General features: G+C 65.5%; 20 protein-coding genes. 15 read left to right on the forward strand and 5 right to left on the reverse strand.

The features are described 5' to 3' along the window. Window positions 1-25: 25 nt before the first annotated feature. A complete protein-coding gene (locus ACYUME_RS11440) occupies window positions 26-1,444 on the forward strand; it encodes a short-chain fatty acid transporter (RefSeq protein ID WP_279884250.1) in 1,419 nt (472 codons plus the stop codon). A 177-nt stretch (window positions 1,445-1,621) separates the two neighbouring features. Continuing rightward, the gene (locus ACYUME_RS11445; RefSeq protein WP_460418934.1) at window positions 1,622-3,847 is read left to right on the forward strand and encodes a TonB-dependent siderophore receptor; all 2,226 of its coding nucleotides are present in this window, start codon (window positions 1,622-1,624) and stop codon (window positions 3,845-3,847) included. Between the two features lie 111 nt (window positions 3,848-3,958). Here the strand turns inward: ACYUME_RS11445 and ACYUME_RS11450 are convergent, their stop codons facing one another. Further along, on the reverse strand, window positions 3,959-4,843 hold the full coding sequence (locus tag ACYUME_RS11450) for a dihydrodipicolinate synthase family protein (RefSeq protein ID WP_460418935.1): 885 nt from the start codon (window positions 4,841-4,843) through the stop codon (window positions 3,959-3,961). Window positions 4,844-4,876: 33 nt separating this feature from the next. Then, the gene (locus ACYUME_RS11455; protein WP_460418936.1) at window positions 4,877-5,659 is read right to left on the reverse strand and encodes an aldolase; all 783 of its coding nucleotides are present in this window, start codon (window positions 5,657-5,659) and stop codon (window positions 4,877-4,879) included. Between the two features lie 152 nt (window positions 5,660-5,811). On the opposite strand from ACYUME_RS11455, the gene ACYUME_RS11460 reads away from it, so the two are divergent. From ACYUME_RS11460 to ACYUME_RS11470, 3 genes are read left to right on the forward strand one after another with little or no spacing between them, the layout of a single operon-like run. Continuing rightward, window positions 5,812-6,354, forward strand: a complete 543-nt coding sequence (locus tag ACYUME_RS11460; protein ID WP_279884257.1) for a helix-turn-helix domain-containing protein — start codon at window positions 5,812-5,814, stop codon at window positions 6,352-6,354. 10 nt (window positions 6,355-6,364) lie between these two features. Next, window positions 6,365-7,165: an AraC family transcriptional regulator gene (locus ACYUME_RS11465; RefSeq protein ID WP_460418937.1), complete on the forward strand. Its 801-nt coding sequence runs from the start codon at window positions 6,365-6,367 to the stop codon at window positions 7,163-7,165. Continuing rightward, window positions 7,162-7,914, forward strand: a complete 753-nt coding sequence (locus ACYUME_RS11470; RefSeq protein ID WP_279884261.1) for an AraC family transcriptional regulator — start codon at window positions 7,162-7,164, stop codon at window positions 7,912-7,914. Before ACYUME_RS11465 ends, ACYUME_RS11470 begins: the two co-directional genes overlap by 4 nt. A 40-nt stretch (window positions 7,915-7,954) precedes the next feature. Here the strand turns inward: ACYUME_RS11470 and ACYUME_RS11475 are convergent, their stop codons facing one another. Beyond that, a complete protein-coding gene (locus ACYUME_RS11475; RefSeq protein WP_460418938.1) occupies window positions 7,955-10,123 on the reverse strand; it encodes a TonB-dependent siderophore receptor in 2,169 nt (722 codons plus the stop codon). A 278-nt stretch (window positions 10,124-10,401) separates the two neighbouring features. Here ACYUME_RS11475 and mqo point away from each other — a divergent pair, with 278 nt between their 5' ends. Further along, window positions 10,402-11,976, forward strand: coding sequence for a malate dehydrogenase (quinone) (mqo, locus tag ACYUME_RS11480; protein ID WP_279884265.1), 1,575 nt, complete (start codon window positions 10,402-10,404; stop codon window positions 11,974-11,976). 137 nt (window positions 11,977-12,113) lie between these two features. Here mqo and ACYUME_RS11485 read toward each other — a convergent pair whose 3' ends face one another. Beyond that, window positions 12,114-12,767, reverse strand: coding sequence for an HAD family hydrolase (locus tag ACYUME_RS11485; protein WP_460418939.1), 654 nt, complete (start codon window positions 12,765-12,767; stop codon window positions 12,114-12,116). 195 nt (window positions 12,768-12,962) lie between these two features. Here ACYUME_RS11485 and ACYUME_RS11490 point away from each other — a divergent pair, with 195 nt between their 5' ends. Beyond that, window positions 12,963-14,387, forward strand: a complete 1,425-nt coding sequence (locus ACYUME_RS11490; RefSeq protein ID WP_460418940.1) for an OprD family outer membrane porin — start codon at window positions 12,963-12,965, stop codon at window positions 14,385-14,387. 14 nt (window positions 14,388-14,401) lie between these two features. Here ACYUME_RS11490 and ACYUME_RS11495 read toward each other — a convergent pair whose 3' ends face one another. Further along, entirely contained in the window at window positions 14,402-15,106 is a 705-nt protein-coding gene (locus ACYUME_RS11495) for a GntR family transcriptional regulator (protein ID WP_279884271.1), read from the reverse strand. Window positions 15,107-15,275: 169 nt separating this feature from the next. Between ACYUME_RS11495 and ACYUME_RS11500 the strand changes: the two genes are divergently transcribed. The 8 genes from ACYUME_RS11500 to ACYUME_RS11535 all read left to right on the forward strand — a co-directional run bounded on the left by ACYUME_RS11500 (window position 15,276) and on the right by ACYUME_RS11535 (window position 26,389). After that, complete coding sequence (locus ACYUME_RS11500) at window positions 15,276-16,109, forward strand: fumarylacetoacetate hydrolase family protein (RefSeq protein WP_279884272.1); 834 nt, start codon at window positions 15,276-15,278, stop codon at window positions 16,107-16,109. A gap of 73 nt (window positions 16,110-16,182) precedes the next feature. Beyond that, on the forward strand, window positions 16,183-17,088 hold the full coding sequence (locus ACYUME_RS11505) for a VOC family protein (RefSeq protein WP_460418941.1): 906 nt from the start codon (window positions 16,183-16,185) through the stop codon (window positions 17,086-17,088). Between the two features lie 144 nt (window positions 17,089-17,232). Beyond that, window positions 17,233-18,999: an FAD-dependent monooxygenase gene (locus ACYUME_RS11510; RefSeq protein WP_460418942.1), complete on the forward strand. Its 1,767-nt coding sequence runs from the start codon at window positions 17,233-17,235 to the stop codon at window positions 18,997-18,999. Window positions 19,000-19,128: 129 nt separating this feature from the next. Beyond that, window positions 19,129-20,487 carry an outer membrane beta-barrel protein gene (locus tag ACYUME_RS11515; protein WP_460418943.1) on the forward strand — a complete coding sequence of 453 codons (1,359 nt, stop codon included), beginning with the start codon at window positions 19,129-19,131 and terminating at the stop codon, window positions 20,485-20,487. 174 nt (window positions 20,488-20,661) lie between these two features. Continuing rightward, the gene (lexA, locus tag ACYUME_RS11520; protein WP_460418944.1) at window positions 20,662-21,279 is read left to right on the forward strand and encodes a transcriptional repressor LexA; all 618 of its coding nucleotides are present in this window, start codon (window positions 20,662-20,664) and stop codon (window positions 21,277-21,279) included. Next, on the forward strand, window positions 21,279-21,893 hold the full coding sequence (gene imuA, locus ACYUME_RS11525) for a translesion DNA synthesis-associated protein ImuA (RefSeq protein WP_460418945.1): 615 nt from the start codon (window positions 21,279-21,281) through the stop codon (window positions 21,891-21,893). Before lexA ends, imuA begins: the two co-directional genes overlap by 1 nt. A 6-nt stretch (window positions 21,894-21,899) precedes the next feature. Beyond that, a complete protein-coding gene (locus ACYUME_RS11530; protein WP_460418946.1) occupies window positions 21,900-23,318 on the forward strand; it encodes a Y-family DNA polymerase in 1,419 nt (472 codons plus the stop codon). Continuing rightward, the gene (locus tag ACYUME_RS11535) at window positions 23,315-26,389 is read left to right on the forward strand and encodes an error-prone DNA polymerase (RefSeq protein WP_460418947.1); all 3,075 of its coding nucleotides are present in this window, start codon (window positions 23,315-23,317) and stop codon (window positions 26,387-26,389) included. Before ACYUME_RS11530 ends, ACYUME_RS11535 begins: the two co-directional genes overlap by 4 nt. The last annotated feature ends 324 nt before the right edge of the window (window positions 26,390-26,713 follow it).

Here is a 26,713-nt window from a genome sequence, read left to right on the forward strand (position 1 = left end):
TAAAAATCAAAAAAAGGAAAATATCGTGGCCGCCGATATCCAAGACAGCCGCTCCGCCCGCTTTGCTCTGCGCTGCTCCAACTGGGCCGAACGCTGGTTCCCCGACTCCTGGGTGTTCGCAGCCCTGGCCGTCATGCTGGTGGCGCTCGGCGCCCTGGTCATGGGCGGCAAGCCGACCGACACCGCCAAGGCCTTTGGCGATGGTTTCTGGAGCCTCATTCCATTCACCATGCAGATGGCCTTCGTGGTCATCGGCGGCTATGTGGTCGCTAGCTCGCCACCCGCCGCGCGCCTGATCGACCGCCTGGCGCGGCTGCCGAAGAACGGCCGCTCGGCGGTGTGCTGGGTGGCGCTGATCTCGATGCTCGCATCCTTGCTCAACTGGGGCCTGTCGCTGGTGTTCGGCGGCTTGCTGGTGCGCGCCCTGGCGCGTCGCACCGACCTGAAGATGGACTATCGCGCCGCCGGTGCCGCGGCCTACCTGGGCCTTGGCGCGGTCTGGGCGCTGGGCCTGTCGTCCTCGGCCGCGCAGCTGCAGGCCAACCCGGCCAGCCTGCCGCCGTCGATCCTGTCGATCACCGGGGTGATTCCGTTCACCGAAACCATCTTCCTCTGGCAGTCCGGGGTGATGCTCGCCGCGCTGGTGATCGTTTCGCTGATCGTCGCCTATGCCACCGCGCCGGGGCCGAACAGCGCCCGCAGCGCCCAGGACTGTGGCGTCGACCCGAGCTTCAGCGCGCCGCCGTCGCCACAGCGCACGCGCCCGGGCGAGTGGCTGGAATACAGCCCGATCCTGATCCTGCTGCTGGTGGCCCTGGCCGCTGGCTGGTTGTACCAGGAGTTCGCCACCAAGCCCGCGATCACCGCGATCTCCGGGCTGAACACCTACAACCTGCTGTTCATCATGCTTGGCGCCTTGCTGCACTGGCGTCCGCGCAGCTTCCTCGACGCCGTGGCCCGCGCCGTGCCGACCACCACCGGGGTGCTGATCCAGTTCCCGCTGTACGGCTCGATCGCCGCCATCCTCACTCAGGTCAAGGGCGTTGATGGCGAGACCCTGGCTCACCACATCTCGCTGTTCTTCACCCAGATCGCCACCCATGACACCTACGCGCTGCTGATGGGCGTGTACTCGGCGGTGCTCGGCTTCTTCATCCCGTCGGGCGGCGGCAAGTGGATCATCGAGGCGCCGTACGTGATGCTGGTGGCCAACGACCTGCAGTACCACCTGGGCTGGGCGGTGCAGATCTACAACGCCGCCGAGGCGCTGCCGAACCTGATCAACCCGTTCTACATGCTGCCGCTGCTGGGCGTGCTGGGCCTGAAGGCGCGCGACCTGATTGGCTTCTCGTTCGTGCAGTTGCTGGTGCATGTGCCCTTGGTGCTGGTGTTGCTGTGGGCGCTGGGGACGACCTTGCAGTACGTGCCGCCTGTGATGCCGTAACCCTGTAGGCCCTTTCGCTAGCTGGTGAGTGAAAGGGCCTTATCCTGCGCGAAGCCCCCTTTCTTTACGTTTCGATGATAAATCGATAATGAATCTCAAACGAGATTCGTTTTCATGTGAATGCCGCCTGCCGGCAGTCAATGGACTTCATCAAAACGAACAAGGAGAAAGGCAGCGATGTTCGCGCCCATCAGCCGTTCCATGACCCTCACCCTGGGCCTGTGCGCCACCGTGGCCAGCTCGTTATCCCTGGCCGAGCAGACCGAGCCCAGGCCTGAAGACGAGGTGCTGGAACTCGGCTCCACTGAAATCTTCGCCCTGGGTCTGGGCAGCACCACGGAACACACCGGTTCCTACACCACCGGCAGCATGAGCGCGGCGACGCGCCTGAACCTGTCGATCAAGGACACCCCGCAGTCGGTGTCGGTGGTGACCCGCCAGCAACTCGACGACTTCCAGCTCGGCACGCTTTCCGAGGCGATGGGCCGGGTCACCGGGGTCACCGTGCAGCGCAACGACTCCGAACGACCGGCGTACTACTCCCGTGGCTATGCGATCAACAACTTCCAGGTCGACGGGATGCTCAACACCTTCGCCGGGCTCAAGTCCGATTCCGACACCATCATCTACGACCGCATCGAAGTGGTGCGCGGCGCCACCGGCCTGACCACCGGGGCAGGGGATCCGTCCGGCACCATCGCCATGGTGCGCAAACGCCCGACCGGGCAACTGGCGGTGCAGAGCGGCGTGAGTGCCGGCAGTCACGACGACTACCACAGCTATGTCGATGTCGGCGGGCCGCTGGGCTGGGACGGCCGCCTGCGTGGGCGCACGGTGCTGGCCTATCGCGACAGCAAGTCGTTCATGGACCGCTACGCCAGCCAGCGTGAGGTGGCCTACGGCATTCTCGAGGCGGACCTCAGTGACAGCACTCTGCTGTCGGTGGGTTATGACTACCAGAACAAGCATGTGCAGGGGGCGTCCTGGGGCACGGTGCCGTACTGGAACGCCGACGGCGGCAAGGCCAACCTGCCGCGCTCGACCAACCTGGCCGCGCCCTGGTCGTCCTGGCCGCTCAAGGACCAGACGCTGTTCGTCACCCTGGATCAGGACCTGGGCAACGACTGGTTGCTCAAGGCGGCCGTTACCCATCGCTGGAGCGACAGCGACGGCAAGGTCTACTACGGCGGCTCCGGCTTCCCCGAGGCCGACCGCAGCGGCATGAGCGCCTGGTACAGCCATTTTTCCGGCGAAGAGCGGATGACCGCGGTCGATCTGAACCTGGCCGGCCCTTATCAGTTGTTCGGCCGTCGTCACGATTTCATGATCGGCTATGGCGAGTCCGAGCGGCGCAACGAGTCACCTTACCTGCTCGGTCCAGTGGTGCCCGCCGACTACCGCAAGATCCCGGACTGGAAATACCTGAGCTCGATCGCCAAGTTCCACGATCCCTCCACCGGACGCGACGGCTCGCGTGACGATATCCGGCAGAAGGCCGGTTACATCGCTACGCGCCTGAATGCGACCGACCGCCTGCACTTCGTGCTGGGCAGCCGCTACGGCAGCTGGGAGACCAAGAGCCGCCAGTGGAGCTATGACGAGAACCTGGTGTCCACGGGCGTTTCGACCAGCTCCCAGACCCACAACGACCAGTGGACACCCTATGCCGGCGTGCTCTACGACCTCACCGAGCAGTACACCGTGTATGCGAGCTACACCGACATCTTCCAGCCTCAGGATGCGCGCGACGTCAATCGCAAGTACCTGGAACCGGTGGTCGGCAAGGTGTACGAGATCGGCCTGAAGGGCAGCCTGTTCGACGACCGTGCCAATCTGAGCACCGCGGTGTACCGCAGCAAGCAGGACAACGTGCCGGAGATCGATGACTCGGTGCCGTTGGGCCCCAATGGCGAGCAGTACTACAAGTCGGGTGGCAAGGGCGTGGTGGTCGAGGGCTTCGAGGCCGAGCTGGCCGGCGAGGTGATGACGGACTGGCAGATGAGCCTGGGGTACAGCTACAACCACGCCATTCGCGGCGACAAGACGCGCATGAACACCGAACAGCCGCTGAACCTGGTGCGCTTCTCCACCACCTACAAGTTGCAGCCGAAGCTGACCGTCGGCGGCACCCTCGACTGGCAGAGCGACACCTATGGCACGGGTCGACGTCCGGTGGGCCGCGACACCGACGGCAATATCGTCACCGCCCCCGGGCGCATGACCCAGGATGCCTTCGCCGTGGTCGGGCTGATGGGGCGCTACCAGTTCGACGAGCACCTGTCGGCGTCGCTGAACGTGAAGAACCTGTTCGACCAGCACTACTTCAACAACGTCGGCTTCTACAACGGGGTGTACATGGGGCAGCCGCGCACGTTGATGGTGAGCCTGGACTGGAAACTGTAACCCGGCTCTGTTCACTGACCGCCATGTCTGCTCCCACAGGTACTGCGAAGTGGCTGTGGGAGCTATGGTCGCTAACACCGGCGATGGCCGGTGCCAGCATCGTGGGTTCAGCTAGCGCAACGCATCGATCAGCGCCTTGAGCTTCACCCGGCCCGTCTCGTCCAGGCCGAACACCGGTCGCCGGGGTTCACCCACCGGCAATCCGGTCATATCCAGGCCGGCCTTGATGGTGGCAGGCAACCCCCCCTTGAGAATGAAGTCCAGCAACGGCAACTGGCGGTAGAACAGCGTCCTGGCCTGTTCCAGCTCGCCCGCCAGCACCGCCTGGTACAGCTGCTGGTTCAATCCGGGGATCAGGTTGGCCGCCGCCGTGCACCAGCCCTTGGCGCCGGCGACGAAGGCTTCCAGTGCCAGCGGGTTGCAACCGTTGTAGAACGGCACCTGGCCCTCACCGAGCAGTTGCAGCTTGTGCATGCGCTGGATGTCGCCGGTGCTCTCCTTGACCATGGTCACGTTGTCCACCTCGCGCACGATGCGCAGGATCAGCTCCACCGGCATGTCGGTGCCGCTGGTGGCGGGGTTGTTGTAGAGCATGATCGGGATATCGATGGCGGCGCCGATGGCGCGGTAGTGCTGGAGGATCTCGGCTTCGCCGAGCTTCCAGTAGGCGGCGGGCAGCACCATCACCGCATCGGCGCCATGCGCCTGGGCGAAGCGGGCGCGGCGCACGGCGCCGGCAGTGGTCAGGTCGGAAACGCTGACGATGCTCGGCACGCGCTTGCCGATGCGCTCGAGGCTGTACTGGGCGACCTGCCGCCATTCGCCGTCGCTCAGATAAGCACCTTCGCCGGTGCTGCCCAGCGGGGCGATGGCCTGGACCTGGCCATCGATCAGACGATCGATGGACTGGCCAAGGGCGGGCAGGTCGAGCTGTTCGCCGTCCTGGCTGAACGGGGTGATGGTGTAGCCGATGATGCCGTGGAATTCAGTGGTCATGGTTATAGGCTCCGCAAGCAAGGCATTCAGGATTCAGTTCAGGCAGTCGGCGTGGGCGCGCAGGGCCTGCCGGGCGAAGTAGTTGAACGCGGCGCCGTGGCGCTTGGGTCGGTCGATCCAGTCGTGGGCGTCACGGCCCAGCTCCGGGGCGATCGGCTTGATGCTGCCGGCGGCCATGGCGAGCAATTGCAGGCGCGCGGCACGCTCGATCAATTGGGCATACACGCAGGCCTGTTCGATGCTGGTGCCGGTGGACAGCTGGCCATGGTGCGACAGCAGGATGGCGCGCTTGTCGCCCAGGGCGGCGCTGATGATCTCGCCTTCCTCGTTGCCCACCGGCACCCCTGGCCAGGCTTGGAGGAATGCGCAGTCTTCGTACAACGGGCACAGGTCCATGTGCGAGACCACCAGCGGCACTTCCAGCATCGACAACGCCGCGACATGGGTGGGGTGGGTGTGGATGATGCAATTGACGTCGGGGCGGGCGCGGTATACCCAGCTGTGGAAGCGGTTGGCCGGGTTGGGCATGCCTTCGCCCTCCAGCACCTCGAGGTCTTCGTTGACCAGCAGCAGGTTGCTGGCGCTGATCTCGTCGAAGCCCAGGCCCAGTTGCTGGGTGTAGAAGGTGCCAGGCTGCGGGCCGCGGGCACTGATCTGCCCGGCAAGGCCCGAATCGTGGCCGTGGTCGAAGAGAATTCGGCAGGTCAGGGCCAGCTTTTCGCGCACAGTCCACGTATTATCCGCGAGCGAGCCTTGCATCTGCGTCAGCGCCTTTTGCACCAACTGGTCTTTGCCGAGTGTCAGGGTAGTGGCCATGGGCTCAGTCCTCTGTGACGTGATGATGGGTGTCATGGCTGGCCCGCCCCGCTGCTTGGACGGTGGAGGGGCGGTCAAGCAAATGACACAAATAATCCTATATGACACAAAGTGTCATAAGCAAGTGTGTTTGTTCGGGAAACCTGCGTCACATGTCTATCCGACTGAAACTGTTGAGAAAGAAACTGGGCATCACCCTTGAGCAGCTGGCCGAGAAGTCCGGCATGACCAAGAGCTACCTGTCCAAGGTCGAGCGTGGCCTGAACACGCCGTCCATCGCTGCCGCGCTCAAGTTGGCGCGGGCGCTGAACGTCAACGTCGAGGAGCTGTTCGACGGCGCGCATGCCGACCAGGCGCGCTACAGCCTGGTGCGTCGCGGCGAGCGCCAGGCACTGGTGGGCGGTGGCGACGGGCCGGGCTACGCGGTGCTGACTTCTCAGGTCGGCCAGCGCAGCCTGTTGCCGTTCCTGATCCAGCCGCCGACCGAGTTCAGCGACCCGACGTTCAAGGAGCACGAAGGCGAGGAGTTTCTGTTCGTTCACGAAGGCCAGGTGGAAGTGGACTTCATGAGCGAACGGGTGCTTCTGGAGGCCGGCGATGCCCTGCATTTCAACGCCCAGACTCCACACCGCCTGCGTTCTGTGGGCGAGCGCCAGGCACAGTTGCTGGTGGTGGTGCAGGGTGGCGAAGGGTGAGGGCAGGGCGATGATCGAGGTTTCGCGGTTCTGGCGCGATCCGGCGTTGCCCTTCGTCGAGGCCCGACGCGTGGGCGACGGGCGTCAGGTGCGCTACGCCGCCCATTCCCATGAGAGCTTTTCCATCGGTGTGATCACCGCTGGGCGCAGCACCTACTTCACCGGGGACGCCCGCCATGAAGTGGCGGCGGGGACCACGGTGCTGATGAGACCAGGGGTCGTGCATAGCTGCAACCCGATCGACGGGCAGAGCTGGTCGTACCTGATGCTGTACGTCGACATGCCCTGGTTGCAGGCGCATGGCGTTGCCGTGCCTGACGCGACCCTGAGTACTTGCGCGTCTTTGTATGGGCGCCTGCTGGCGGTGTTCGCCTGCCTGTTCGACGCCCAGGTCACGGCGCTCGACAAACAGGCGTGCCTGGCAGCCTTCTTCGCGGCGCTGCCCGCGTACCTGGCGCCCATGGCACAAACCGACGTGGTGGCGCATGCGCGCCTGGACATGGCGGCGGCGTTCATCCGCGCGCATCGCCTCGATCCGCTGACACTGGACGACATCTGCGCCGCGAGCGGGCTGTCGCAGGCCTACCTGACACGCGCGTTCGGCAAGCGCTTCGGCCTGACGCCACATAGCTACCTGCTCGACCAGCGGGTTCAGCATGCCCGCGCGCAGTTGCGTCAGGGGCGACCGATCGCCGAGGTGGCGCTCGAGTCAGGGTTCGCCGACCAGGCGCACCTGCAGCGGGCGTTCAAGCGGCACCTGGCGGCGACCCCGGGGCATTACCGCAGTGCTTTGCCAATGTCACGCCCATGACCCGGCCGAGCATTCTTCCGCTCGCCGAGAACTACCGCCATGGCGAGCACATCGCCCCCCATTGCCATGACCGGGCGCAGTTGATTCATGCCATCAGCGGCGTGGTCACGGTCAATGCCCGCGAGGGCAGCTGGGTGGTGCCGCCCGGGCGTGGCGTCTGGGTGCCGGCGGCGACCGAGCACGAGCTGCGCATGGCCGGCGTGGTGCGCATGCGTACCCTGTTCGTCGACCCCGGCGCGCGCCCGGACCTGCCGCTGCAGTGCCAGGTGATCGAGATTTCGCCGCTGCTGCGCGAGCTGATCATCCGCGCCATGGACATCGCCCCCGATCACCCGCCCGAGGGGCGCGAGGCGCGGATCATGCAACTGATCCTCGATGAAATCCGTGTCTTGCCGGTGTTCGCCCTGCATGTTCCCAGCCCGCATTCGGCGCACCTTCAGCGCCTGTGCGAGGCCCTGCGCCAGGCGCCGGCCGAGGACTGGAGCCTGGCCCGCGCGGCGGCCCGCAGTGGCTTGAACCCACGCACCCTGACCCGCGCGTTCCAGCGCGAGACCGGGCTGAGCCTGGTGCAGTGGCTGCGGCGCATGCGCCTGTTGGCCAGTCTCGATGCCCTGGCCGCGGGGCAGTCGGTGCTGGAGGTGGCACTGGATCTGGGCTACGACAGCCCCAGTGCGTTCAGCGCGATGTTCCGGCGCACGCTTGGGGTCTCGCCGTCGGTGTATTTCGGCAGGGTGGTCGAGCGCTGGTAGGTGCGCGAGATGGGGGGGCGCGTCCGTGCGCCGGCCGGGGTCAGAAGCTGTACTTGGCGGTGAGCATGAAGTTGCGCGGATCGCCGAAGGTGTCGCCGCCATAGTCCACCGAATCGGAGATCGACGAGTAGTAGTGCTTGTCGAACACGTTGTTGGCGTTCAGTTGCAGGTCCAGGTGCTGGTTGACCTGGTAGCCGGCCATCAGGTCGGTGACGGCATAGGCGCCCTGGACCAGGCGATAGTTGCCGTCACTCAGGGCGATGTCGTTGTACATGCGGCTCTGCCAGGTGACGCCGCCGCCGACCCGCAGTTTTTCCAGCGGACCCTGGAAGCGGTAGGTGGTGAACAGCTTGAACTGGTGTTCGGGCGTATCGGAGTTGAGCGGCTTGTTGACACTGGCCGGGTTCTTCTCGTCCTTGACCGTGTGGACCCGGGCATAGGTGTAGCCGGCGCCGATCTGCCACTGTTCGCTCAGCGCGCCCTGCAGCTCGAAGTCGATGCCCTGGCTGCGCACTTCGCCGGAGGCGGCGTAGCAGGTCATCTGCGGGCAGTTCGCCACGCCCACCTCGACCTGGCGGTTTTCCTGGTCGATGCGGAACACGGCCAGGCTGGCATTGAGCGCACCGTCGAAGTATTCGCCCTTGATGCCGACCTCGTAGTTCTTGCCGACGATCGGAGTGACCGGCTTGCCGGAGGTATCTCGGCCGCTCTGCGGGGTGAAGATGTCGGTGTAGCTGGCGTAGACCGAGTGGTGCTCGTCCAGTTCGTAGATCAGGCCACCGTAGCGGGTGACCTTGCGAGTCACCTTGTAGTCACCAGCGTCGTTGTCGCGCTGGTCGTAGTCGTACCAGTCCAGTCGCCCGCCGAGGATCAGCTTGAGCGGGTCGGCCAGGCTCAGGCGGGTGGTGGCGTAGACGCCATCCTGGTCGATGACGTAGCGGTTGTTGCCGGTGTGCAGGAAGTTCGGCTTGCCGCCGTCGAGCGGGTAGTCGGTGTCGTAGGGGCTGTAATTGTGCTCGTTCATGTCGTAGAGGCGCTTGCTGGCGCCGAGCACCAGTTCGTGGGTACGGCCGAAGGCCTCGAACGGGCCACTGGCGAAGGTATCCAGCCCCAGCTGGTTTTCGTCGTAGGTCGCCTGGTATACCGTGCGGCTCAAGGTCTTGGCGGCATTCCAGCGCGACTGGTAGGAGCCGCGGAACAGCGCGTTCTGCTCGCTGTAGGTGGCGTTGACCTGCAGTTTCCAGTCGTTGGCCAGGCGCTGGCGCAGTTCGGCGAACAGGGTGTTGATTTCCTGGTCCTTGGACTCCCAGTCGGTGGCCGGGTTGTACGAGCGCGACACGTCCAGCCGATGGCCATTGATGTCGGTGGGAATCGCGCCCCAGAAGAAATTGGTCTTGTCCTTCTGGTGGGAGAAGCCGAGGGTAAGGGTGGTGTCCTCGCCCAGGTCGGCCTCGGTGATGGCGTAGAACAGGCCATGGTCTTCTTCCTGGCCATCGCGGAAGCTGTTGGCATCGCGGTACGACGTTACCACCCGGCCGCGCAGGGTGCCGCTGTCGTTGAGCGGGCTGGAGGCGTCGAGCTCGCCGCGGTAGTTGTCCCAGCTGCCGGCGGCACCGGTGAGGGTGACCTTCTGCTCGGCCAGTGGTCGCTTGCGTACCAGGTTGATCGCCGCCGACGGCGTGCCGGCGCCGGTCACCAGGCCGGTGGAGCCGCGCACCACTTCTACCCGGTCGAACATCGCCAGGTTCGGCTGGGCACCGACCACCCAGCCGGTGTACGCGCTGGGGATGCCGTCGTACATGATGTTGTCGACGTCGAAGCCACGGGCGGTGTAGGACTGCCGGCCTGGCCCGCTGGACTGGTTGAGGAACAGGCCGGGGGTGTACCTGGCCACGTCGTTGATGCTGGTCATGCCCTGATCGTCCATGCGCTGGCGGGTGATCACGGTTACCGCCTGCGGCGTTTCGCGCATGCTCAAGGGCAGTTTGGTGGCGGTCGACATGGTGCCGGTGGTGTAGGACTGCGAGCCTTCGGTGGTGCTGCCCAGGCTGCTGTCGTTGATGGCCGTGGCACCCAGTTCGAGTACCGCCGGGGCCTCGCTCGGCGAGGGTTCGGCGGCCACGACGGGGGCGAGGGGAGTCATGCAGATGGCCATTGCCAAGAGGTTTTTCCGGGGCGTGAAGCGGCGGCGCGCAGCGAGCGGTGACATGCCTGACTTATCCTTGTTGCTAGTGTTTATGAGAATAATTAGCAATAAGATTGTCAGAAATATCGAGTCATAAAAAGCCCAAGCGGATATCTATTTGACGCAATTCTCACAAAATCAATCCGATGGGGTGTCTTTGCTTCGGCTGTGACGGCAAATTAGCGGACATAGGCAAGGCGGCCTGAGCGAAAGCAAGAAAAATCGCTGCAGCGATGCCCGAGCAAATCAGTCGGCTAAGCTTGATCCCGCAGGCGCACGGAATGTCGAATACGGGAGAGCACATGAACATCAAGAACAAGCCTAGATGGGCGGTGGCGGCCCTCACCCTGGCCCTGGGGCTGCACGCCCATGCCGCGGACAGCAAGCGCGTCGATGTGTTGCTGGTGGGGGGCGGCATCATGAGTTCCACGCTGGCGGTCTGGCTCAACGAGCTTGAGCCGGGCTGGTCGATGGAAATGGTCGAGCGCCTGGACAAGGTGGCCGAGGAGAGTTCCAACGGTTGGAACAACGCGGGCACCGGCCACTCGGCGTTGGCCGAGCTCAACTACACGCCGGAGAAGGACGGCAAGATCGACATCAGCAAGGCGGTGGAGATCAACGAGTCGTTCCAGATCACTCGCCAGTTCCTCGCCTGGCAGGTCAGGCAGGGCGTGCTGAAGGATCCGCGCTCGTTCATCAACACGACACCGCACATGAGCTTTGTCTGGGGCGACGACAATATCCGCTTCCTCAGGAAACGCTACGAAGCGCTGCAGGCCAGCCCGCTGTTCAAGCCCATGCAGTACTCCGAGGATCACGCGCAGATCGCCAAGTGGGTGCCGCTGATGATGGAGGGGCGTGACCCCAACCAGAAGCTCGCGGTTACCTGGACGCCGATTGGCACCGACGTCAACTTCGGCGAGATTACCCGTCAGTACGTGGGCTACCTGCAGACCCGGCCCAACTTCGACCTCAAGTTGTCCAGTGAAGTGCAGAACATCACCCGCAACGACGACGGCAGCTGGCACGTCGAGTACAAGAGCCTCAAGGATGGCAGCACGTCCGCCACCGATGCCAAGTTCCTGTTCATCGGTGCAGGCGGTGCCGCGCTGCCGTTGCTGCAGAAGTCCGGCATCGACGAGGCCAAGGACTATGCCGGTTTCCCGGTGGGCGGTTCGTTCCTGGTCACCGACAACCCGGCCATCGCCCGGCGCCACATGGCCAAGGCGTATGGCATCGCCGCCACCGGCGCGCCGCCGATGTCGGTGCCGCACCTGGATACCAGGGTGCTCGATGGCAAGCGCATGATCCTGTTCGGGCCTTTCGCGACGTTCTCCACCAAGTTCCTCAAGGAAGGTTCGCTGCTCGACCTGTTCGCCAGCATGTCGCTGCACAACACCTGGCCGATGGTGCGGGTGGGTGTGCGCGAGTTCGACCTGGTGCAGTACCTGATCGGCCAGCTGATGCAGTCCGACGACGACCGTTTCGCGGCGCTGCAGACGTACTTCCCCGAGGCGAAGAAGGAAGACTGGCGCCTGTGGCAGGCCGGGCAGCGGGTGCAGATCATCAAGAAGGACGACAACCTGGGCGGCGTGCTGAAGCTGGGCACCGAGGTGGTGACCTCCAAGGACGGCAGCATCGCCGGTTTGCTGGGCGCGTCGCCAGGCGCTTCGACCGCGCCGCCGATCATGCTCGACCTGTTGAACAAGGTGTTCAAGGACAAGGTGGCCACGCCCGAGTGGCAGGCGAAGATCAAGCAGATCATTCCGTCCTATGGCATTCGCCTGAACGAGCATCCGGACAAGGTCCAGGAAGAGTGGGCTTACACCAGCGAGATCCTGCAACTGGCCACGCCCAGCGAGGTCGCCGCCCCCTGAACGGTCCGCTCCCAGAGGATGGACTGCCCCCAAGAAGTCGGACTCCAATCCAACCTTTTGGGGGCAGTCCAGGTCCCTGCTGAATCAATAAGTTGCATGAGGTTCCAAGAGGGCGGGCTGGTCCGCCTCGATGAGGTTCACATGCGCTCGATCAGCGCCCACAGGCGCGGATCGTCATAGTTCTCGATCACCAGTCCTGCTCCTGCCTCCCGCAATCGCTGCGGCGGCTGCGTGGTCGCCAGCCCCACGGTGAAGATCCCGGCGTCCACGGCCGCCTTGACGCCCGGTAGCGAGTCTTCGAAGGCCAGTGCCTGCTCGGCGCGAGCGCCCAGGCGTTGCAGGCCGGTGAGGTAGGGCAGTGGGTCGGGCTTGGGGCGTTCCAGCTCGTCGGCGACCAGCACATGCGCGAAGCGCTTGCCCAGGCCCATGGCCGCGAGCATGTGCTCGGCGTTCAGGCGCGGCGCATTGGTCACCACGCACATGCCGATGGCATGACGCTCGGCGTGGGCCAGCAGGCGGAGCAGGCCGGGCAAGGGCGACAGGGTCGGGGACAGCTGGCGAAACAGCGCTTCCTTTTGTTCGGCCAGGGCCTGGCGCTGCGCCGCGTCGGCCTTGGGGAACAGATCGGCGAACAGCAAGCCGTTGGAGCGACCACTGATCTGCGTGTCGAACTGCGCCTGGGTCAGTTCGCGGCCATCGTGCTCGCGCAGCAGCTGGCGAAAGGCTTGCAGGTGCAGGGTATCGGTATCGGTGAGCGTTCCATCGAGGTCGAACAGCAAGGCGGTCAGCATCGGGCATCCTGGCGTCATTGGAGCAGAGTGACGGATTTTTTCATCAGGGGAGGCTTTGCACAATCGCTGTTTCCCAGTGTTCACGAAATAGAACGCTGTGAGGCGCCGAATCGACCTGCCGTGCAAGGCGTAGTCAGCTACTGTTTTCCCCAGCGGTTTGCACGTACTCATGTGGATGAACGGAGGCCATCCTGGATGACTACCCGTCACGCGCACAGGTACCTGTTGCTTGCTCCCTTGGGCATTGGCCTGGTTCTGGCTTCGCCCGCGCACGCCGACAACGCGCAGGGGCAGCAGGACAACATCTTCACCGGGGTCAACGAGCGACAGGCCGTCGAACTGCGGATCCCGCCCGGCTTGATCGAAGGTTCGCGCCTGGATGCCCTGGTGCGCAACTATTACTTCCAGCGCGACAACCATTCCGACCTGGTGAGTCGTGACCCGACCGAATGGGCCCAGGGCTTTCTCTTTTCGTTCCGCTCCGGGTTTACCGATACGCCGATAGGGATGGGCGTGGATGCCCATGCCTTTCTCGGGCTCAGGCTCGATGGCGGCGGCGGCAGTGGCGGCGCGGGCCTGTTGCCGCTGGACTCCGCGCTCAGGCCCGGTGACGACTTTGCCAGTGCCGGCGCCGCGCTCAAGTTCAGGTACCGCGATACCCTGGTGAAGGCCGGCGACCAGTTACTCGAGAACCCGATCGTGGCCAGCGGCACCAGCCGTCTGTTTCCGCAGGCCTATCGCGGCGTGACGTTGAAGAACCACGGCATCGACGACCTGTGGCTGGACACCGGATTCGTGGAGTCGACGCGCCTGCGCAACCAGAGCGGCCATTCCCACCTGGTCACGGCCTATGGCGCGCGCAACCACGCAGGCCTGGCCGCTGACCGCGAAAGTCCCCATATCGCTTGGCTGGGTGCTGTCTACGGACGACCGCAAGGGTTGCAGCTGACGGCGTATGGTGGCCAGCTCGAGGACATGTGGAACCAGTACTACCTGGGGCTCTCCGAGGTCCTGCGCGTCGGCGACGCGCTGTTGCTCAAGCCCTACCTGCACTACTACAAGACCCGGGACCAGGGGCGCAGCCAGCTGGGGGACATCGACAACGACACCTACAGCGCCGGCATCAGCGCCACGGCCCATGGCCAGACCCTGACCCTTGGTCTGCAGAAGGTCGATGGCAGGACGCCTTTCGACTACATCACGCAGAACGATCGGATCTTCCTCTACCTGAGCAACTCCCAGCAGTTCGCCGACTTCAATGGCCCTGGCGAGAAGTCCTGGCGTTTGCAGTACGAGACGAACCTGGCCGCGCTGGGACTACCCTCGTTGCAGTTCACCGCCGGCTACACGCGGGGCGAGGCGGACCTGACCCGCGTCGACCCCAACAGTATCGGCTATGGCTACATCTACAACCCCGATGGCAAGCACGCCAAGCACTGGGAGCGCGACCTCGCCCTCAAGTATCAGGTCCCTGCGGGGCCGGCGAAGGACCTGTCGCTGACCCTGCGCTGGGCGACCCACCGCGAGGGCGATGGCTATACCGCGCCAGGCAATACCCGCGGCAATTCCAGCGCGGACGAGTACCGTCTGATCGTCGACTATCCGCTCAGCCTGTTCTGAGGGCTGGGCGCCTGTCAGCCGCCCAGCCGTTCGTGCTTGAGCACATTGCGCGTGGTGGTCTCGTAATGCTCGGTGAGCAGTGCGCAGGCTTGATCCACATCTCGGGCCAGAGCCGCTTCCAGCAACGCGCGGTGCTCGCCTGGCACATCGCGGTCGAGGCCGCCGGCATAGAGCAGCGACAGTTGCCGGTAGCGCGCGGTCTGGTCCCGCAGCATCCCGCAAAAGCGCATCAGCCAGTGCGAGTCGCAGGCCGACAACAGCGCCGCATGGAACACCTCATGGGCCTGTTCCCAATCCGGGCGCAGCATCCTCTCAGGGCCTTCCACCACCGGCAGGCGGTCCAGCCGATGGTGAGCGGCGATCAGTCGGCTTTCCCATTCCAGGTCGCCTTGGGTGATCGACAGCCGAAGTGCCTGGCACTCGATCAGCAGCCGGGTACGGGTGATGTCGCGGATTTCGTCGGCGGAGATGCGACCGACACTGAAGCCTTTCTGTTCGGTGGCGACCACGAAGCCGGTGGCGGCCAAGCGTGACAGCGCCTCGCGCAGCGGGATCACTCCGGCATCGTAGGACTCGGCGAGCTCCTTCAGGCGCAGCTTGCTGCCGGGCAGCAGGCGCCCATTGATGATGTCCTGACGGACCCGGGTCTCGAGCAGGGAGGCCATGGTGCGCTTGTCGGCGCCGGTGGCGCTCTGCGTCCAGGGTTCTGCTTGGTTCATGGCGGTATCCCTTGGGTGTGGCATGGGGAAATCATACACAGGCGAGGACTTTGTAGAAATTCCAAATAAAATATATTTTTATGTTGACGATATATTTATTCGGGCTTAGCTTTGCCTCATGCCGTCCAGCCGGGCGGTGGCCGAACAACACAAGAAGAGGTCACGATCCATGCGTTATCTGTCTTTCAATCATCAAGGCCTCGCCGTGCTGGGTGTGCGTACCCCGGAAGGCGTCAGGGTGCTGGGCGAGGAAACCCTGGAGTCGCTGCTGGCGCGTGGCGTCGATCTGGCCACCCATGGCCAAGCTGCTCGTGGCCCGGTGGTGCAGGTCGGCGAGCAGGACTACCTGCCGTTGCTGCGCAAGCCGGGCAAGATCGTTTGCGTGGGCCTGAACTATGCCGACCACACCAAGGAGTCGCCGTACGCGCAGCCGGACTACCCGACCCTGTTCCCACGTTTCGCCAGCAGCCTGACCGCCCACAACAAGCCACTGGTACGCCCGCGGGTTTCCGACACGCTGGACTACGAAGGCGAGATGGCGGTGGTGCTCAAGCGCGGTGGCCGGCATATCCCCAAGGACAAGGCCCTGGAGTGCGTGGCCGGCTATGCGCTGTTCAACGAAGGCTCCGTGCGCGACTACCAGTTCAAGTCGCCGCAGTGGACCGTGGGCAAGAACTTCGATGACACCGGTGCCTTCGGCCCCGACCTGGTCACCGCTGACGAATTGCCCGCCGGTGGCAAGGGCCTGCTGCTGCAGACGCGGGTAAACGGCAAGGTGGTGCAGTCGGCCAATACCCAAGACATGTTGTTCGACGTAGCCACCATCATTTCCACCCTCAGCGAAGCCGTGACCCTGGAAGCGGGTGACGTGATCGTCAGTGGCACGCCGGCCGGCGTCGGTTTCGGCATGAATCCCAAGGTCTACCTCAAGGCCGGCGATGTGGTGCAAGTGTCCATCGAGGGCATCGGCACGCTGGTCAACCCGGTCGTCGACGAGGCCTGAGCGGCTAACGCGACAATCGAGCAGGGAAGCCTCTTGCGCAGGCTTCGACAACAACAAGACGAGGGACCCGATCATGAACATCACGACCCGTGGCGTGCATTCGATCGATCACTACGCGTTGCATGTGCCTTCGCTGGCGCAGGCACGGCATTTTTTCGAGCACTTCGGGCTGGATGTACGTGAGCTCGATGGGCAGCTGGACATTCACGCCGCTGACGGCCATCGCTGGGTTCGCCTGTTGCCGGGCCCTGGCAAATCGCTGGCCTGGATCACCTTCAACTGTTTTGATGCCGACCTGGCGGCCTTGCGCGAGCAGGTCGCGCGCAGCGGCGCCATCGTCGAACAAGGCGACGGTCATGGCTTCTGGTTTCGCGACCCCGACGGCAACCTGTTGCAGATCAAGGCCGGACCCAAGACCATGCCGGACCAGCGTCTGGCTCCCGTTCACCACGAGCGTGGCCTGCGTGGCGTGGGCAGCCGGGACACGGTGCGTCAGGTGCGGCCACGGCGCTTGTCCCATGTGCTGTTCTTTTCCCCGGATGTTTCGCGGGCCGTGCGTTTCTACGAGCGAGCGCTCGGCCTGAAACTCTCTGATCGCTCCCAGGATCTGATCGCCTTCACCCACGCCCCGCATGGTTGCGACCACCACCTGGTGGCGTTCGCCCACAGCAGTGCCAAGGGTTTCCACCATGCGGCCTGGGAGGTGTCGAGCATCGATGAAGTAGGCAACGGTGCGCAGCAGATGGCCGCCGCCGGGTATGTCGAAGGATGGGGGACCGGCCGGCATTGCCTGGGCTCCAACTACTTCCACTACGTGCGCGATCCCTGGGGATCGTTCAACGAGTACTCCACTGAAATGGACTTCATCGAGGCTGGCAGCCAATGGCCGGCAGGTGACTTCCCGGCGCAGAGTTCGCTGTACCTCTGGGGCCCCGCGGTGCCCGACTACTTCATCCAGAACACCGAGTCGGGTGGCTGACGACTCGCCCGCAACACCCTGACGCCCCTTTTCATGCGCTTTGGCCAACGGCTTCGGACCGTTGGCGCGGGGTCGGCTTGCCCGCCGATCCCAGGGCAAGCGCTGGGCATTCCGATTCCAAGAACAAGAGTGCGGAGTACAACCATGAAATTGCCAAACACCTCCGAAGTCATCGAGGTTCCTGTGTTGATCGTCGGAGGTGGTCCGTCTGGCCTCACGGCTTCGCTGTTGCTGTCGCGCTACGGCATTGGCAACCTGCTGATCAACAAGTACCGCTGGACCGCCAACAGCCCGCGGGCGCACATCACCAACCAGCGCACCATGGAGGTTTTTCGTGATGCGGGCGTCGAGCCTCAGGTGGTCGCCGCCGCCAGCCCTCACGAGCTGATGGCCAATAACGTCTGGGCCACCAGTTTCAGCGGGCAGGAGCTGGGGCGTCTGCTGACCTGGGGCAATGCCATCGAGCGCAAGTCCGACTATGAGCTGGCCAGCCCATCGGCCATGTGCAACATCCCCCAGCACCTGATGGAACCGATCCTGGCCAATGAGGCGCTGCGCGCTGGCAGCGAGATGCGTTTCAACAACGAACTGCTCGACTTTACCCAGGATGCCGATGGCGTCACCGCGCGGGTGCTCGATCGCGGGACCGGGCGCGAATTCACCGTGCGCGCGCAATACATGATCGGTGCCGATGGCGCTCGCAGCCGAGTGATGGAGGTGCTGGGCATCCCGTTGCAGGGTGAGACGGGCCTGGGCTGCGCGGTCAACGTCTGGCTGCGGGCTGACCTGCGGCGGTACTGCGAGAGTCGCCCGGGCGTCTTGTACTGGATGGTGCAGCCAGGCAACGACTACTGGGTAGGCAGCGGGACTTTCATCTGCGTGCGCCCGTGGGACGAGTGGGTGATGCTGTACATGTACGACCCGGCACAGGGGGAGCCGGACTTGAGCGAGGCTGCGGTGATCGAGCGCGCCCGGCGGGTGATCGGCGATGCCGATATCCCGGTGGAGGTCTTGGCCACCAGCAAATGGCAGATCAACCATGTCGTCGCCGATCGCTACGCTGAAGGCCGGGTGTTCTGTTGTGGCGATGCCGTGCACCGGCACCCACCGGCCAACGGGCTGGGCACCAATACCTCGGTGCAGGATGCCTACAACCTCGCCTGGAAGCTGGCCATGACGCTCAAGGGCGAGGCAGGCCCGGGGCTGCTCGACAGCTACAGCCAGGAGCGCCAGCCGGTGGGGCGCCAAGTGGTGGACCGAGCCATGGCCAGCGTGCGCAACATGCTGCCGATCGCCAATGCCTTGGGCTTCAAGCCCGGCCAGAGCGAGGCCGACGGCTGGGCGAGCCTGAATGAATTGAAGGTCGACAGCCCGACGGGGCGCGAGCGTCGGGCCGCCCTGGAGCAGGCCATCCAGTTGCAGCATTACCAGTTCAGTTGCCACGGCGTGGAGCTGGGCCAGCGCTACGCCAGTTGTGCCGTGCTGGGCGACGGCAGCGAGGCGCCGGCGTACACCCGTGACCCGGAGCTGTATTACCAGCCCACCACCTGGCCGGGCGCGCACCTGCCTCATGCCTGGCTGCATGATGACACTGGCCGAACCCGGTCGACGCTGGATATCTGCGGCCACGGGCGCATGACCCTGCTTACCGGCCATGGCGGCGAGGCCTGGTGCCGTGCCGCCGAGTCGGTCGCGCGGGAGTTGGGCATCGACCTGGCGGTGCGCCGCATTGGCCTGGGGCTGGAGTACACCGACAGCTACGGCGACTGGGCGCGCCTGCGCTGGGTCGGCGAGGACGGCTGCGTGCTGGTGCGTCCCGACCAGCATGTCGCCTGGCGTGCGCAAAGTGCATCGGCCACCGCCGAGGCGGATCTGTTGCAAGCGTTGCGGGCTGTGCTGGCCCGCCACTGAGTCTGTTCCTGTTCCATGAGCCCCTCCCGTCTGGCCGGCAACGGCCAGGCTCGCGAGCGTGTGTCCCCCACGAAGGGTATCCCGGGACGGGGCTCGCCACTTTGCTGAAAACAATAACAAGAGGCAGCCATGTCGAAGAAAGTACTGCTCTGCGCGAGCGCCAGCCTGTTCGCGCTGGTAACCCTGAGTGCAAGGGCCGAGGTGGAGGAAAAGGGGGAGGGCGCGTTGGCGCGCTGGCTGCTTGGCCCGGAACTGGAACGTGACCATGGCATCCGGATTTCCGGCCTGCTGGACATCGGCTACGCGCGCAACAACCGCTCCAGCCATGACGAGCGCGAAGACGGCTTGAGCAACCTGCCGCTGACCGGCTTTTCCGACGAGGGCTTCGAACTGGCCTCCGTGCACCTGTTCGCCGACAAGGCGCTGGTGGCCAACGTGGTGCCGAGGGTCACACCGTTACCTGGGCCCAAGCCCGAGGACGTGTCCTTTGGCTTCAGCGTGGAAACCTTGCATGGGCGCAATGCCCAGTTCGCCCGCACCTTTGGCTGGGACATGCACTGGCCGGCCAACTCACCCGGTGATGACGACCCCGAGCGGGCCAGGCGCGACAAGGAACGATTCCTCGCCACGCCCAACCTGTTCGCGTCGCTGTACCTGCCCTACGGCCCAGGCGTGAGCCTGATCGCCGGAATCTTCGGCCCGGCCCTGGGCTACGAGATCCCGCCGAACATCCGCGAGGCGCGCAACCCGTTCGCCAGCAAGACCTATGCATTCGTCTCCGAGCCCAGCACCGTGGTTGGCGTATTGGCCAGCACCCGGTTGTTCAACGGCGACAGTGGCATCCTCGGCGCGGAGCTGGGGGGCGTGCAGGGGCGCAACAACCTGCGTGACAACAACGGCGGCAAGTCGATGCTGGGCGCCGTGCGCTGGCGTACGGCGGACATGCAGACCTGGGTCGACTACGAGTTCATGGTCGGCAACGAAGAGAACCATGATCTGGACGACGTGCAGGCGCCCAGCGCGCGCCTGGTGTCCGCTGACGGGCAACTGCGCCAGCAGCACTCGCTCAACGCCTGGCATGCCTTCGACACGCGCTGGTCCATGGGCGGTGAGCTGGTCCATGGCCGCCAATCGGGCGACGGCAAGGCCGGTACCGTCGATATCGTCACCGGGCCTGGTTTCGATGGCGCGTCCTGGTGGGGTGTGAACGGTGTCGTCACCTACCAGTACCGCAAGGACTTGGCGTTCTCCGCCCGTGGCGAACATTTCCGCGACCGTGACGCCTTCGTGCTGTTCCCCACCACCAGCGGCCGCGGCGATTTCAATGCCGTGACGGTCGGCTTTCGTTGGGATGTCACACGCCATGTCAGCATCCGGCCCGAACTGCGTTACGACTGGTTCGAGCCGGTCGAGCACGACCGTGTCTATGGCAATGGCCGCGACCGGACCCAGTTGAGTGGCCTGGTCGAAGCCCTGGTCTATTTCTGAGCCGACAACCCAATCTTTTCAGTCGATGTCCCTTTCATCCATGCCCATGGCGACAGAGGGGCACTTGTCCTGGATCTTCTGGGCTGGGGCGCGCAGGTTTTCGGTACTGACAGGTGTAGCTCTTGTGTTGTCGCGACGAAGGGGGCTGTTCAGTGTGCTTCGAAAAGAGTACAAATGTACTCCATGGACACTCTATCCCCCAAACGCCGCGCCATTCTCGATTTCATTCGCGAGCGCATCACCGATCAGGGCCAGCCACCGTCGCTGGCCGACATCGCCGAGCGCTTCGGTTTCGCTTCGCGCAGCGTGGCGCGCAAGCACATCACCGCCCTGTGCCAGGCCGGCTTCATCGACGTCACGCCCAACCAGGCGCGTGGCATCCGCCTGGCCGAGCCGTTGCGCCGGCCGGAGATACTCGAAGTACCGGTGCTCGGCCAGGTCGCCGCTGGCGCCCCGATCGGCCCCGACCTGGATATCCACGAGCAGTTGCTGCTCGATCCCAGCCTGTTCCGGCGCACGCCCGACTACCTGCTCAAGGTGCGCGGCGATTCGATGATCGACGACGGTATCTTCGATGGCGACCTGGTCGGCATCCGCCAGCAGGGCGAGGCCCGTGACGGTCAGATCGTCGTCGCCCGGCTCGATGGCGAGGTGACCATCAAGCGCCTGCAGCGCACCGCTGACGGCTATCGCCTGTTGCCGCGCAACCCCGCCTATGACCCCATCGACGTGAGCTCCGCGCGCGAGTTCTTCATCGAAGGCGTGTTCTGCGGCCTGCTGAGGCGTGACTGATGGGCGCGGTGGTGGCGCTCGAGCGCCTGCTCGACCAGCGCCAGGTCTGGCGCGGGCGGCAGGTACAGGCACGCCCGTCGGGGCTGCAGCCCAGCGGCCATACGGCGCTCGATGCCTGCCTGCCGGATGGCGGCTGGCCGGTGGCGGCGCTGAGCGAGCTGCTGCTGGCCAGCCCTGGCTGTGGCGAGTTGCAACTGCTCTGGCCCACGCTGGCCCGGCTGACCGGGGCGGGCGAACGGGTGGTGCTGGTGGCGCCGCCCTTCGTTCCCTATGCGCCGGCCTGGCAGGCCGCGGGGGTCGACCTGCGCTGGCTGGTGCAGGTCGACGCTGACGCTCAGGATGCCTTGTGGGCGACCGAGCAGTGCCTGCGTTCGGGCAGCTGCGCGGCGGTGCTGTGTTGGCCGCAGCACGCGGACGACCGAGCGCTGCGGCGTTTGCAGGTGGCCGCCGAAACCGGCGCGGCCCTGGCGTTCGCCTGCCGCCCACAGCAGGCTGCGCTGAATCCGTCACCCGCCGCCCTGCGCATCGCCCTCGACAGCCGCCCGGCGCAATGGCGCGTGCTCAAGTGCCGTGGCGGCCTGCCGCCCGTCACGCCCATCGCCTGGCGAGGCTGATGCGCCATGCTCTGGGCTTGCATCCTGTTGCCACAGCTGGCGCTGGACACCGTGCTGCGCGAGCGTGACGACCCTGACACGCCGCTGGCGCTGATCGGCGGGCCGGCCCAGCGCCGCGTGCTTCAGGCGGTCAACGATGCCGCCGGCGCGCTGGGCCTGCGCGCCGGGCAGACCTTGACCGCCGCCCGCGCCCTGGCCGACGGGTTCACGTGCGTCGAAGTCGACCCGGCGCGCATCGAGCAACTGCAACAACTGCTCGCCGCCTGGGCCTATCGCTTCAGCGCCCAGGTCAGCCTGCACTACCCCCGTGCCTTGTTGCTGGAGGTCGGCTCGAGCCTGCAACTGTTCGGGTCCTGGCCGCTGCTCGAGGCCCGCCTGCGCCAGGAACTGGCGGAACTGGGGCTGCGCCAGCGCATCGTCCTGGCCAGCAACCCGGTGGCGGCGCGCGTGCTTGCCAATGGCTACGACGGCCTGGCCCTGACCTGCCCGGATGCGACCCGCGGCACGCTGCTGAGCCTGCCTGTCGAACGTGCCGGCTTGCCGGCGGAGGCGGTCGAGGCCTTTGCCCGCATGGGCCTGCGCCAGCTGGGACAGGTGCTGGCCTTGCCACGCGAGGCGCTGGCCAGGCGTTTCAGTGCCCAGGTGCAACTGCATCTGGACCAGTTGCTTGGCCTGCGCACGCTGGGGCTGGACTTCTACCAGCCGCCCGATCGCTTCGAGGCTCGGCTCGAATTGAACTTCGATGTCGAGTCGCACCAGGCGTTGCTGTTTCCCTTGCGGCGCCTGGTCAACGACCTGGCGGCCTTCCTCGCCGGGCGTGACTGCGGGGTGCAGCGTTTCGTGCTGCACCTGGAGCACGCCGACGGCAAGGACACGCTGCTGCAGGTTGGCCTGCTGGCGGCCGAGCGCGACGCCACGCTGCTGTTCGAGCTGGCGCGTGGGCGCCTGGAGCCACTGCGCATCCCGGCGCCGGTGCGCAACTTGCGGTTGGTCGCCGCCGATCTGCCACCTTTCGTGCCTCAGCGCCAGACGTTGTTCGATCCGCGCCGGCAACAGGCCCAGCCTTGGGAGCAACTGCGCGAGCGCTTGCGCGCCCGGCTCGGCGATGAGGCGGTCAAGGGCGTGCGGGCCGAGTCGGACCATCGCCCCGAATGCGCCTGGCAAGGGGCCGAGCAAGGTGCGGCGGGGCGGCTGGTGATGGCGCCCGGCAGTCGCCCCGGGTGGTTGCTGCCCGAGCCCCAGCCCCTGTCCGAGGCCGGTCTGCAATTGCTGGGGCCGGCCGAGCGTATCGAGTCCGGGTGGTGGGACGGTGGTGATGTGCGGCGCGATTATTACCGCATCGAAACCCACAATGGCCTGCGCGGCTGGGCCTTCCGAGACCTGGCCGCTCCCGGGCCGTTGTGGCTGCAAGGCTGGTTCGCATGAACCACCAGGGTTACGCGGAGCTGCACTGCCTGTCGAACTTCAGCTTCCAGCGCGGAGCCTCCAGTGCCGATGAGCTGTTCCGCCGTGCCCGAGAGCAGGGCTACCAGGCGCTGGCGATCACCGACGAATGCACCCTGGCGGGCATTGTCCGCGCCTGGCAGGCGGCCAAGACGCACCAGGTGCGACTGATCATCGGTAGCGAGGTCCGGGTCCATCAGGGGCCGAAGCTGATCCTGCTGGTGCAGGATCTCACCGGCTACCAGAACCTGTGCGCGCTGATCACCCACGCCCGACGGCGGGCGCCGAAGGGACAGTACCGATTGCTGGTCGAAGACCTCCAGGCCCATCACCAGGGCTTGCTGGCGCTGTGGGTGGCAGAGCCGGACGAGCATGTCATCGAGCGATTGCGGGCGACCTTCGGCGAGCGGCTGTGGCTGGCGGCGCATCTGCACCGGGGGGCCGACGACGTCGCGCGCCTCGCCGGCCTGCAGGCGCTGGGCCGGCGCCTGGCGATTCCCCTGGTGGCGTGTGGCGATGTGCACATGCATGCGCGCGGGCGCCGTGCGTTGCAGGACTGCATGACCGCCATCCGCGAGCGCTGCACGGTGGCCGAGGCCGGGCCGTTCCTGTTCGCCAACGGCGAGCGCCACCTGAGGTCGCTGGAGCAGCTGCGCGAGCTGTATCCCGAAGCGTTGCTGACAACTACCCTGGCGATCGCCGAACGCTGCACGTTCGACCTTGCCGAATTGAGGTACCAGTATCCGCGCGAGCTGGTGCCCGAGGGCCACACGCCGGCCAGCTGGCTGCGTACCCTGTGCGAGCGCGGCCTGCCTGAGCGCTGGCCCCAGGGGGCCGGCGACAAGGTTCGCGCGGTGCTGGACAAGGAGCTGGCACTGATCGAGGAACTGGGCTACGAAAGCTACTTCCTTACGGTCCACGATATCGTCGCTTTCGCCCGTGGCCAGCGCATCCTCTGCCAGGGTCGGGGCTCGGCGGCCAACTCGGTGGTGTGCTTCGTGCTCGGCATCACCGAACTCGATCCCATGACGCACCGCCTGCTGTTCGAGCGCTTCCTGTCCCGGGAGCGCAATGAGCCACCGGATATCGACGTGGACTTCGAGCACGACCGTCGCGAAGAGGTGATCCAGTACGTGTTTCGCCGCTATGGCCGGCACCGCGCCGCGCTGACCGCGGTGGTCAGCAGCTACCACGCCGCGGGCGCGGTACGCGACGTGGCGCGGGTGCTCGGCTTGCCGGCCGACCAGGTGGATGCCCTGGCCAAGTGTTGCGGGCGCTGGAGCGACCGCATTCCTGACGCCGGGCGGCTGGCCGAGGCCGGTTTCGACGCGCAGAGTCCGTCGCTGCGGCGCATCCTGGTGCTGGCGGAGCAGTTGATAGGCTTCCCTCGACACCTGTCGCAGCATCCGGGTGGTTTCGTCATTTCCGAGCAGCCCCTGGATCAGCTGGTGCCGGTCGAGAACGCCGCAATGGCCGAACGCACGGTGATCCAGTGGGACAAGGACGACCTGGACATGGTCGGCCTGCTCAAGGTCGATGTGCTCGCGCTGGGCATGCTCAGCGCGCTGCGCCGCTGCTTCGACCTGATCGCCCGGCACCGGGGCCGGCACTACAGCCTGGCGACCCTGCCCAAGGAGGATGCGGCCACCTACGCCATGATCGGTCGCGCCGAGACCATGGGCGTGTTCCAGATCGAGTCGCGGGCGCAGATGGCCATGTTGCCCAGGCTCAAGCCCGTCGAGTTCTATGACCTGGTGATCGAAGTGGCCATCGTGCGTCCCGGGCCGATTCAGGGCGACATGGTTCATCCGTTTCTGCGCCGCAGGCTCAAGCAGGAGCCGGTCACCTATCCTTCGGAGAAATTGCAGGAGGTCTTCCAGCGCACCTTGGGCGTCCCCCTGTTTCAGGAGCAGGTGATGGAGCTGGCGATGGTCGCCGCCGACTACAGTCCGGGCGAGGCCGACCAGCTGCGCCGCAGCATGGCTGCCTGGAAACGTCATGGTGGTCTGGAGCCGCATCGCCAGCGGCTGATCGACGGCATGCTGCGCAACGGCTATGAGCGGGCTTTCGCTGAACGTATCTTCGAGCAGATCAAGGGCTTTGGCAGTTACGGTTTTCCTGAGTCCCATGCCGCCAGTTTCGCCTTGCTGTGCTATGCCAGCAGTTGGTTGAAGTGCCACGAGCCGGCCATTTTCACCTGCGCCCTGGTCAACAGCTGGCCGATGGGCTTCTACAGTCCCGATCAGTTGTTGCAGGAGGCTCGTCGCCAGGGCGTCGAGGTGCGCCCCGTGGATGTGTTCCATAGCGAGTGGGACTGCACGTTGGAGCCCGTGGGCGAGGGCGCGCTGGCCATTCGCCTGGGCTTGCGCCAGATTCGGGGCTTCAGCGAAGGGGATGCCGAGCGGTTGCGCCAAGCCAGGGCCGAGCGAACGTGGCGCGATGTCGAAGACCTGTGCCTGCGGGCTGGGCTCGATGCCCGTGCCCGCGCCCGCCTGGCCGATGCCGGGGCGTTGCGCGGGCTGGCCGGCAACCGGCACCAGGCCCGTTGGCAAGTGGCGGCGGTGCAAGCGCAGTTGCCGCTGTTCGCCCAGGTCGAGCCGCAGCTCGAGCAGGCGGTCGAGTTGCCGGCACCGAGCGTGGGTGAGGATCTGGTCGCTGACTATGTCACGCTCGGCACCACCCTTGGCCCGCATCCATTGCGGTTGCTGCGTTCGCGTTTGCGCGCACTGGGTTGTCGCAGTTCGCGGGAGCTGACGGATGTCGAGCATGGCGACAACATCGCGGTGGCCGGGATCGTGGTCGGCCGGCAGCGGCCCGGGACGGCCAGTGGGGTGACGTTTGTCACCCTCGAGGACGAGCACGGCATGGTCAACGTGGTGGTCTGGCGGGATCTGGCCGAGCGCCAGCGGCGGGCACTGGTGGGGTCGCGACTGCTGAAGGTGAGCGGGCGGCTGGAACAGGAAAGCGGGGTGCGACATCTGATTGCGCGGCGATTGGAAGATCTCAGCCCGTTGTTGCAGGGTTTGGATGTGCGCAGTCGGGATTTTCACTAGGGCGCGACGCTGGTTGCCGGCAAGTCTCCACGGTGTGACGGCTATTGACCGTATGAGGGCCGCCAGGTGCTTGCCGCGACCTTTGCAGCGCCTGTGAGATCGAGCGCCGCCCGCGCGGCGCATCGCGACGCAAGGCCGCTCCTACATCTGTTTCGGGCCAATTATTCCTGTGAAAGTACCGCTGCCCGCCTTGGTGCATGCCTCAAGTCAGGCGAGGCGCCAGCAGTGCCCACCTTGATACCGCGTCGTACCAACAAGGCGTACCAGGTAATGGCACAGGATTGACTGGCCCGAAACACCCGCGCGGCGCATCGCGACGCAAGG

Source organism: Pseudomonas sp. microsymbiont 2 (assembly GCF_054788395.1).

Coding starts and splice junctions, on each gene's coding strand:
- ACYUME_RS11445 (WP_460418934.1), top strand. CDS start 1,622: ATGTTCGCGCCCATCAGCCGTTCCATGACCCTCACCCTGGGCCTGTGC.
- ACYUME_RS11450 (WP_460418935.1), bottom strand. CDS start 4,843: ATGACCACTGAATTCCACGGCATCATCGGCTACACCATCACCCCGTTC.
- ACYUME_RS11455 (WP_460418936.1), bottom strand. CDS start 5,659: ATGGCCACTACCCTGACACTCGGCAAAGACCAGTTGGTGCAAAAGGCG.
- ACYUME_RS11460 (WP_279884257.1), top strand. CDS start 5,812: ATGTCTATCCGACTGAAACTGTTGAGAAAGAAACTGGGCATCACCCTT.
- ACYUME_RS11465 (WP_460418937.1), top strand. CDS start 6,365: ATGATCGAGGTTTCGCGGTTCTGGCGCGATCCGGCGTTGCCCTTCGTC.
- ACYUME_RS11470 (WP_279884261.1), top strand. CDS start 7,162: ATGACCCGGCCGAGCATTCTTCCGCTCGCCGAGAACTACCGCCATGGC.
- ACYUME_RS11475 (WP_460418938.1), bottom strand. CDS start 10,123: ATGTCACCGCTCGCTGCGCGCCGCCGCTTCACGCCCCGGAAAAACCTC.
- mqo (WP_279884265.1), top strand. CDS start 10,402: ATGAACATCAAGAACAAGCCTAGATGGGCGGTGGCGGCCCTCACCCTG.
- ACYUME_RS11485 (WP_460418939.1), bottom strand. CDS start 12,767: ATGCTGACCGCCTTGCTGTTCGACCTCGATGGAACGCTCACCGATACC.
- ACYUME_RS11490 (WP_460418940.1), top strand. CDS start 12,963: ATGACTACCCGTCACGCGCACAGGTACCTGTTGCTTGCTCCCTTGGGC.
- ACYUME_RS11495 (WP_279884271.1), bottom strand. CDS start 15,106: ATGAACCAAGCAGAACCCTGGACGCAGAGCGCCACCGGCGCCGACAAG.
- ACYUME_RS11500 (WP_279884272.1), top strand. CDS start 15,276: ATGCGTTATCTGTCTTTCAATCATCAAGGCCTCGCCGTGCTGGGTGTG.
- ACYUME_RS11505 (WP_460418941.1), top strand. CDS start 16,183: ATGAACATCACGACCCGTGGCGTGCATTCGATCGATCACTACGCGTTG.
- ACYUME_RS11510 (WP_460418942.1), top strand. CDS start 17,233: ATGAAATTGCCAAACACCTCCGAAGTCATCGAGGTTCCTGTGTTGATC.
- ACYUME_RS11515 (WP_460418943.1), top strand. CDS start 19,129: ATGTCGAAGAAAGTACTGCTCTGCGCGAGCGCCAGCCTGTTCGCGCTG.
- lexA (WP_460418944.1), top strand. CDS start 20,662: ATGTACTCCATGGACACTCTATCCCCCAAACGCCGCGCCATTCTCGAT.
- imuA (WP_460418945.1), top strand. CDS start 21,279: ATGGGCGCGGTGGTGGCGCTCGAGCGCCTGCTCGACCAGCGCCAGGTC.
- ACYUME_RS11530 (WP_460418946.1), top strand. CDS start 21,900: ATGCTCTGGGCTTGCATCCTGTTGCCACAGCTGGCGCTGGACACCGTG.
- ACYUME_RS11535 (WP_460418947.1), top strand. CDS start 23,315: ATGAACCACCAGGGTTACGCGGAGCTGCACTGCCTGTCGAACTTCAGC.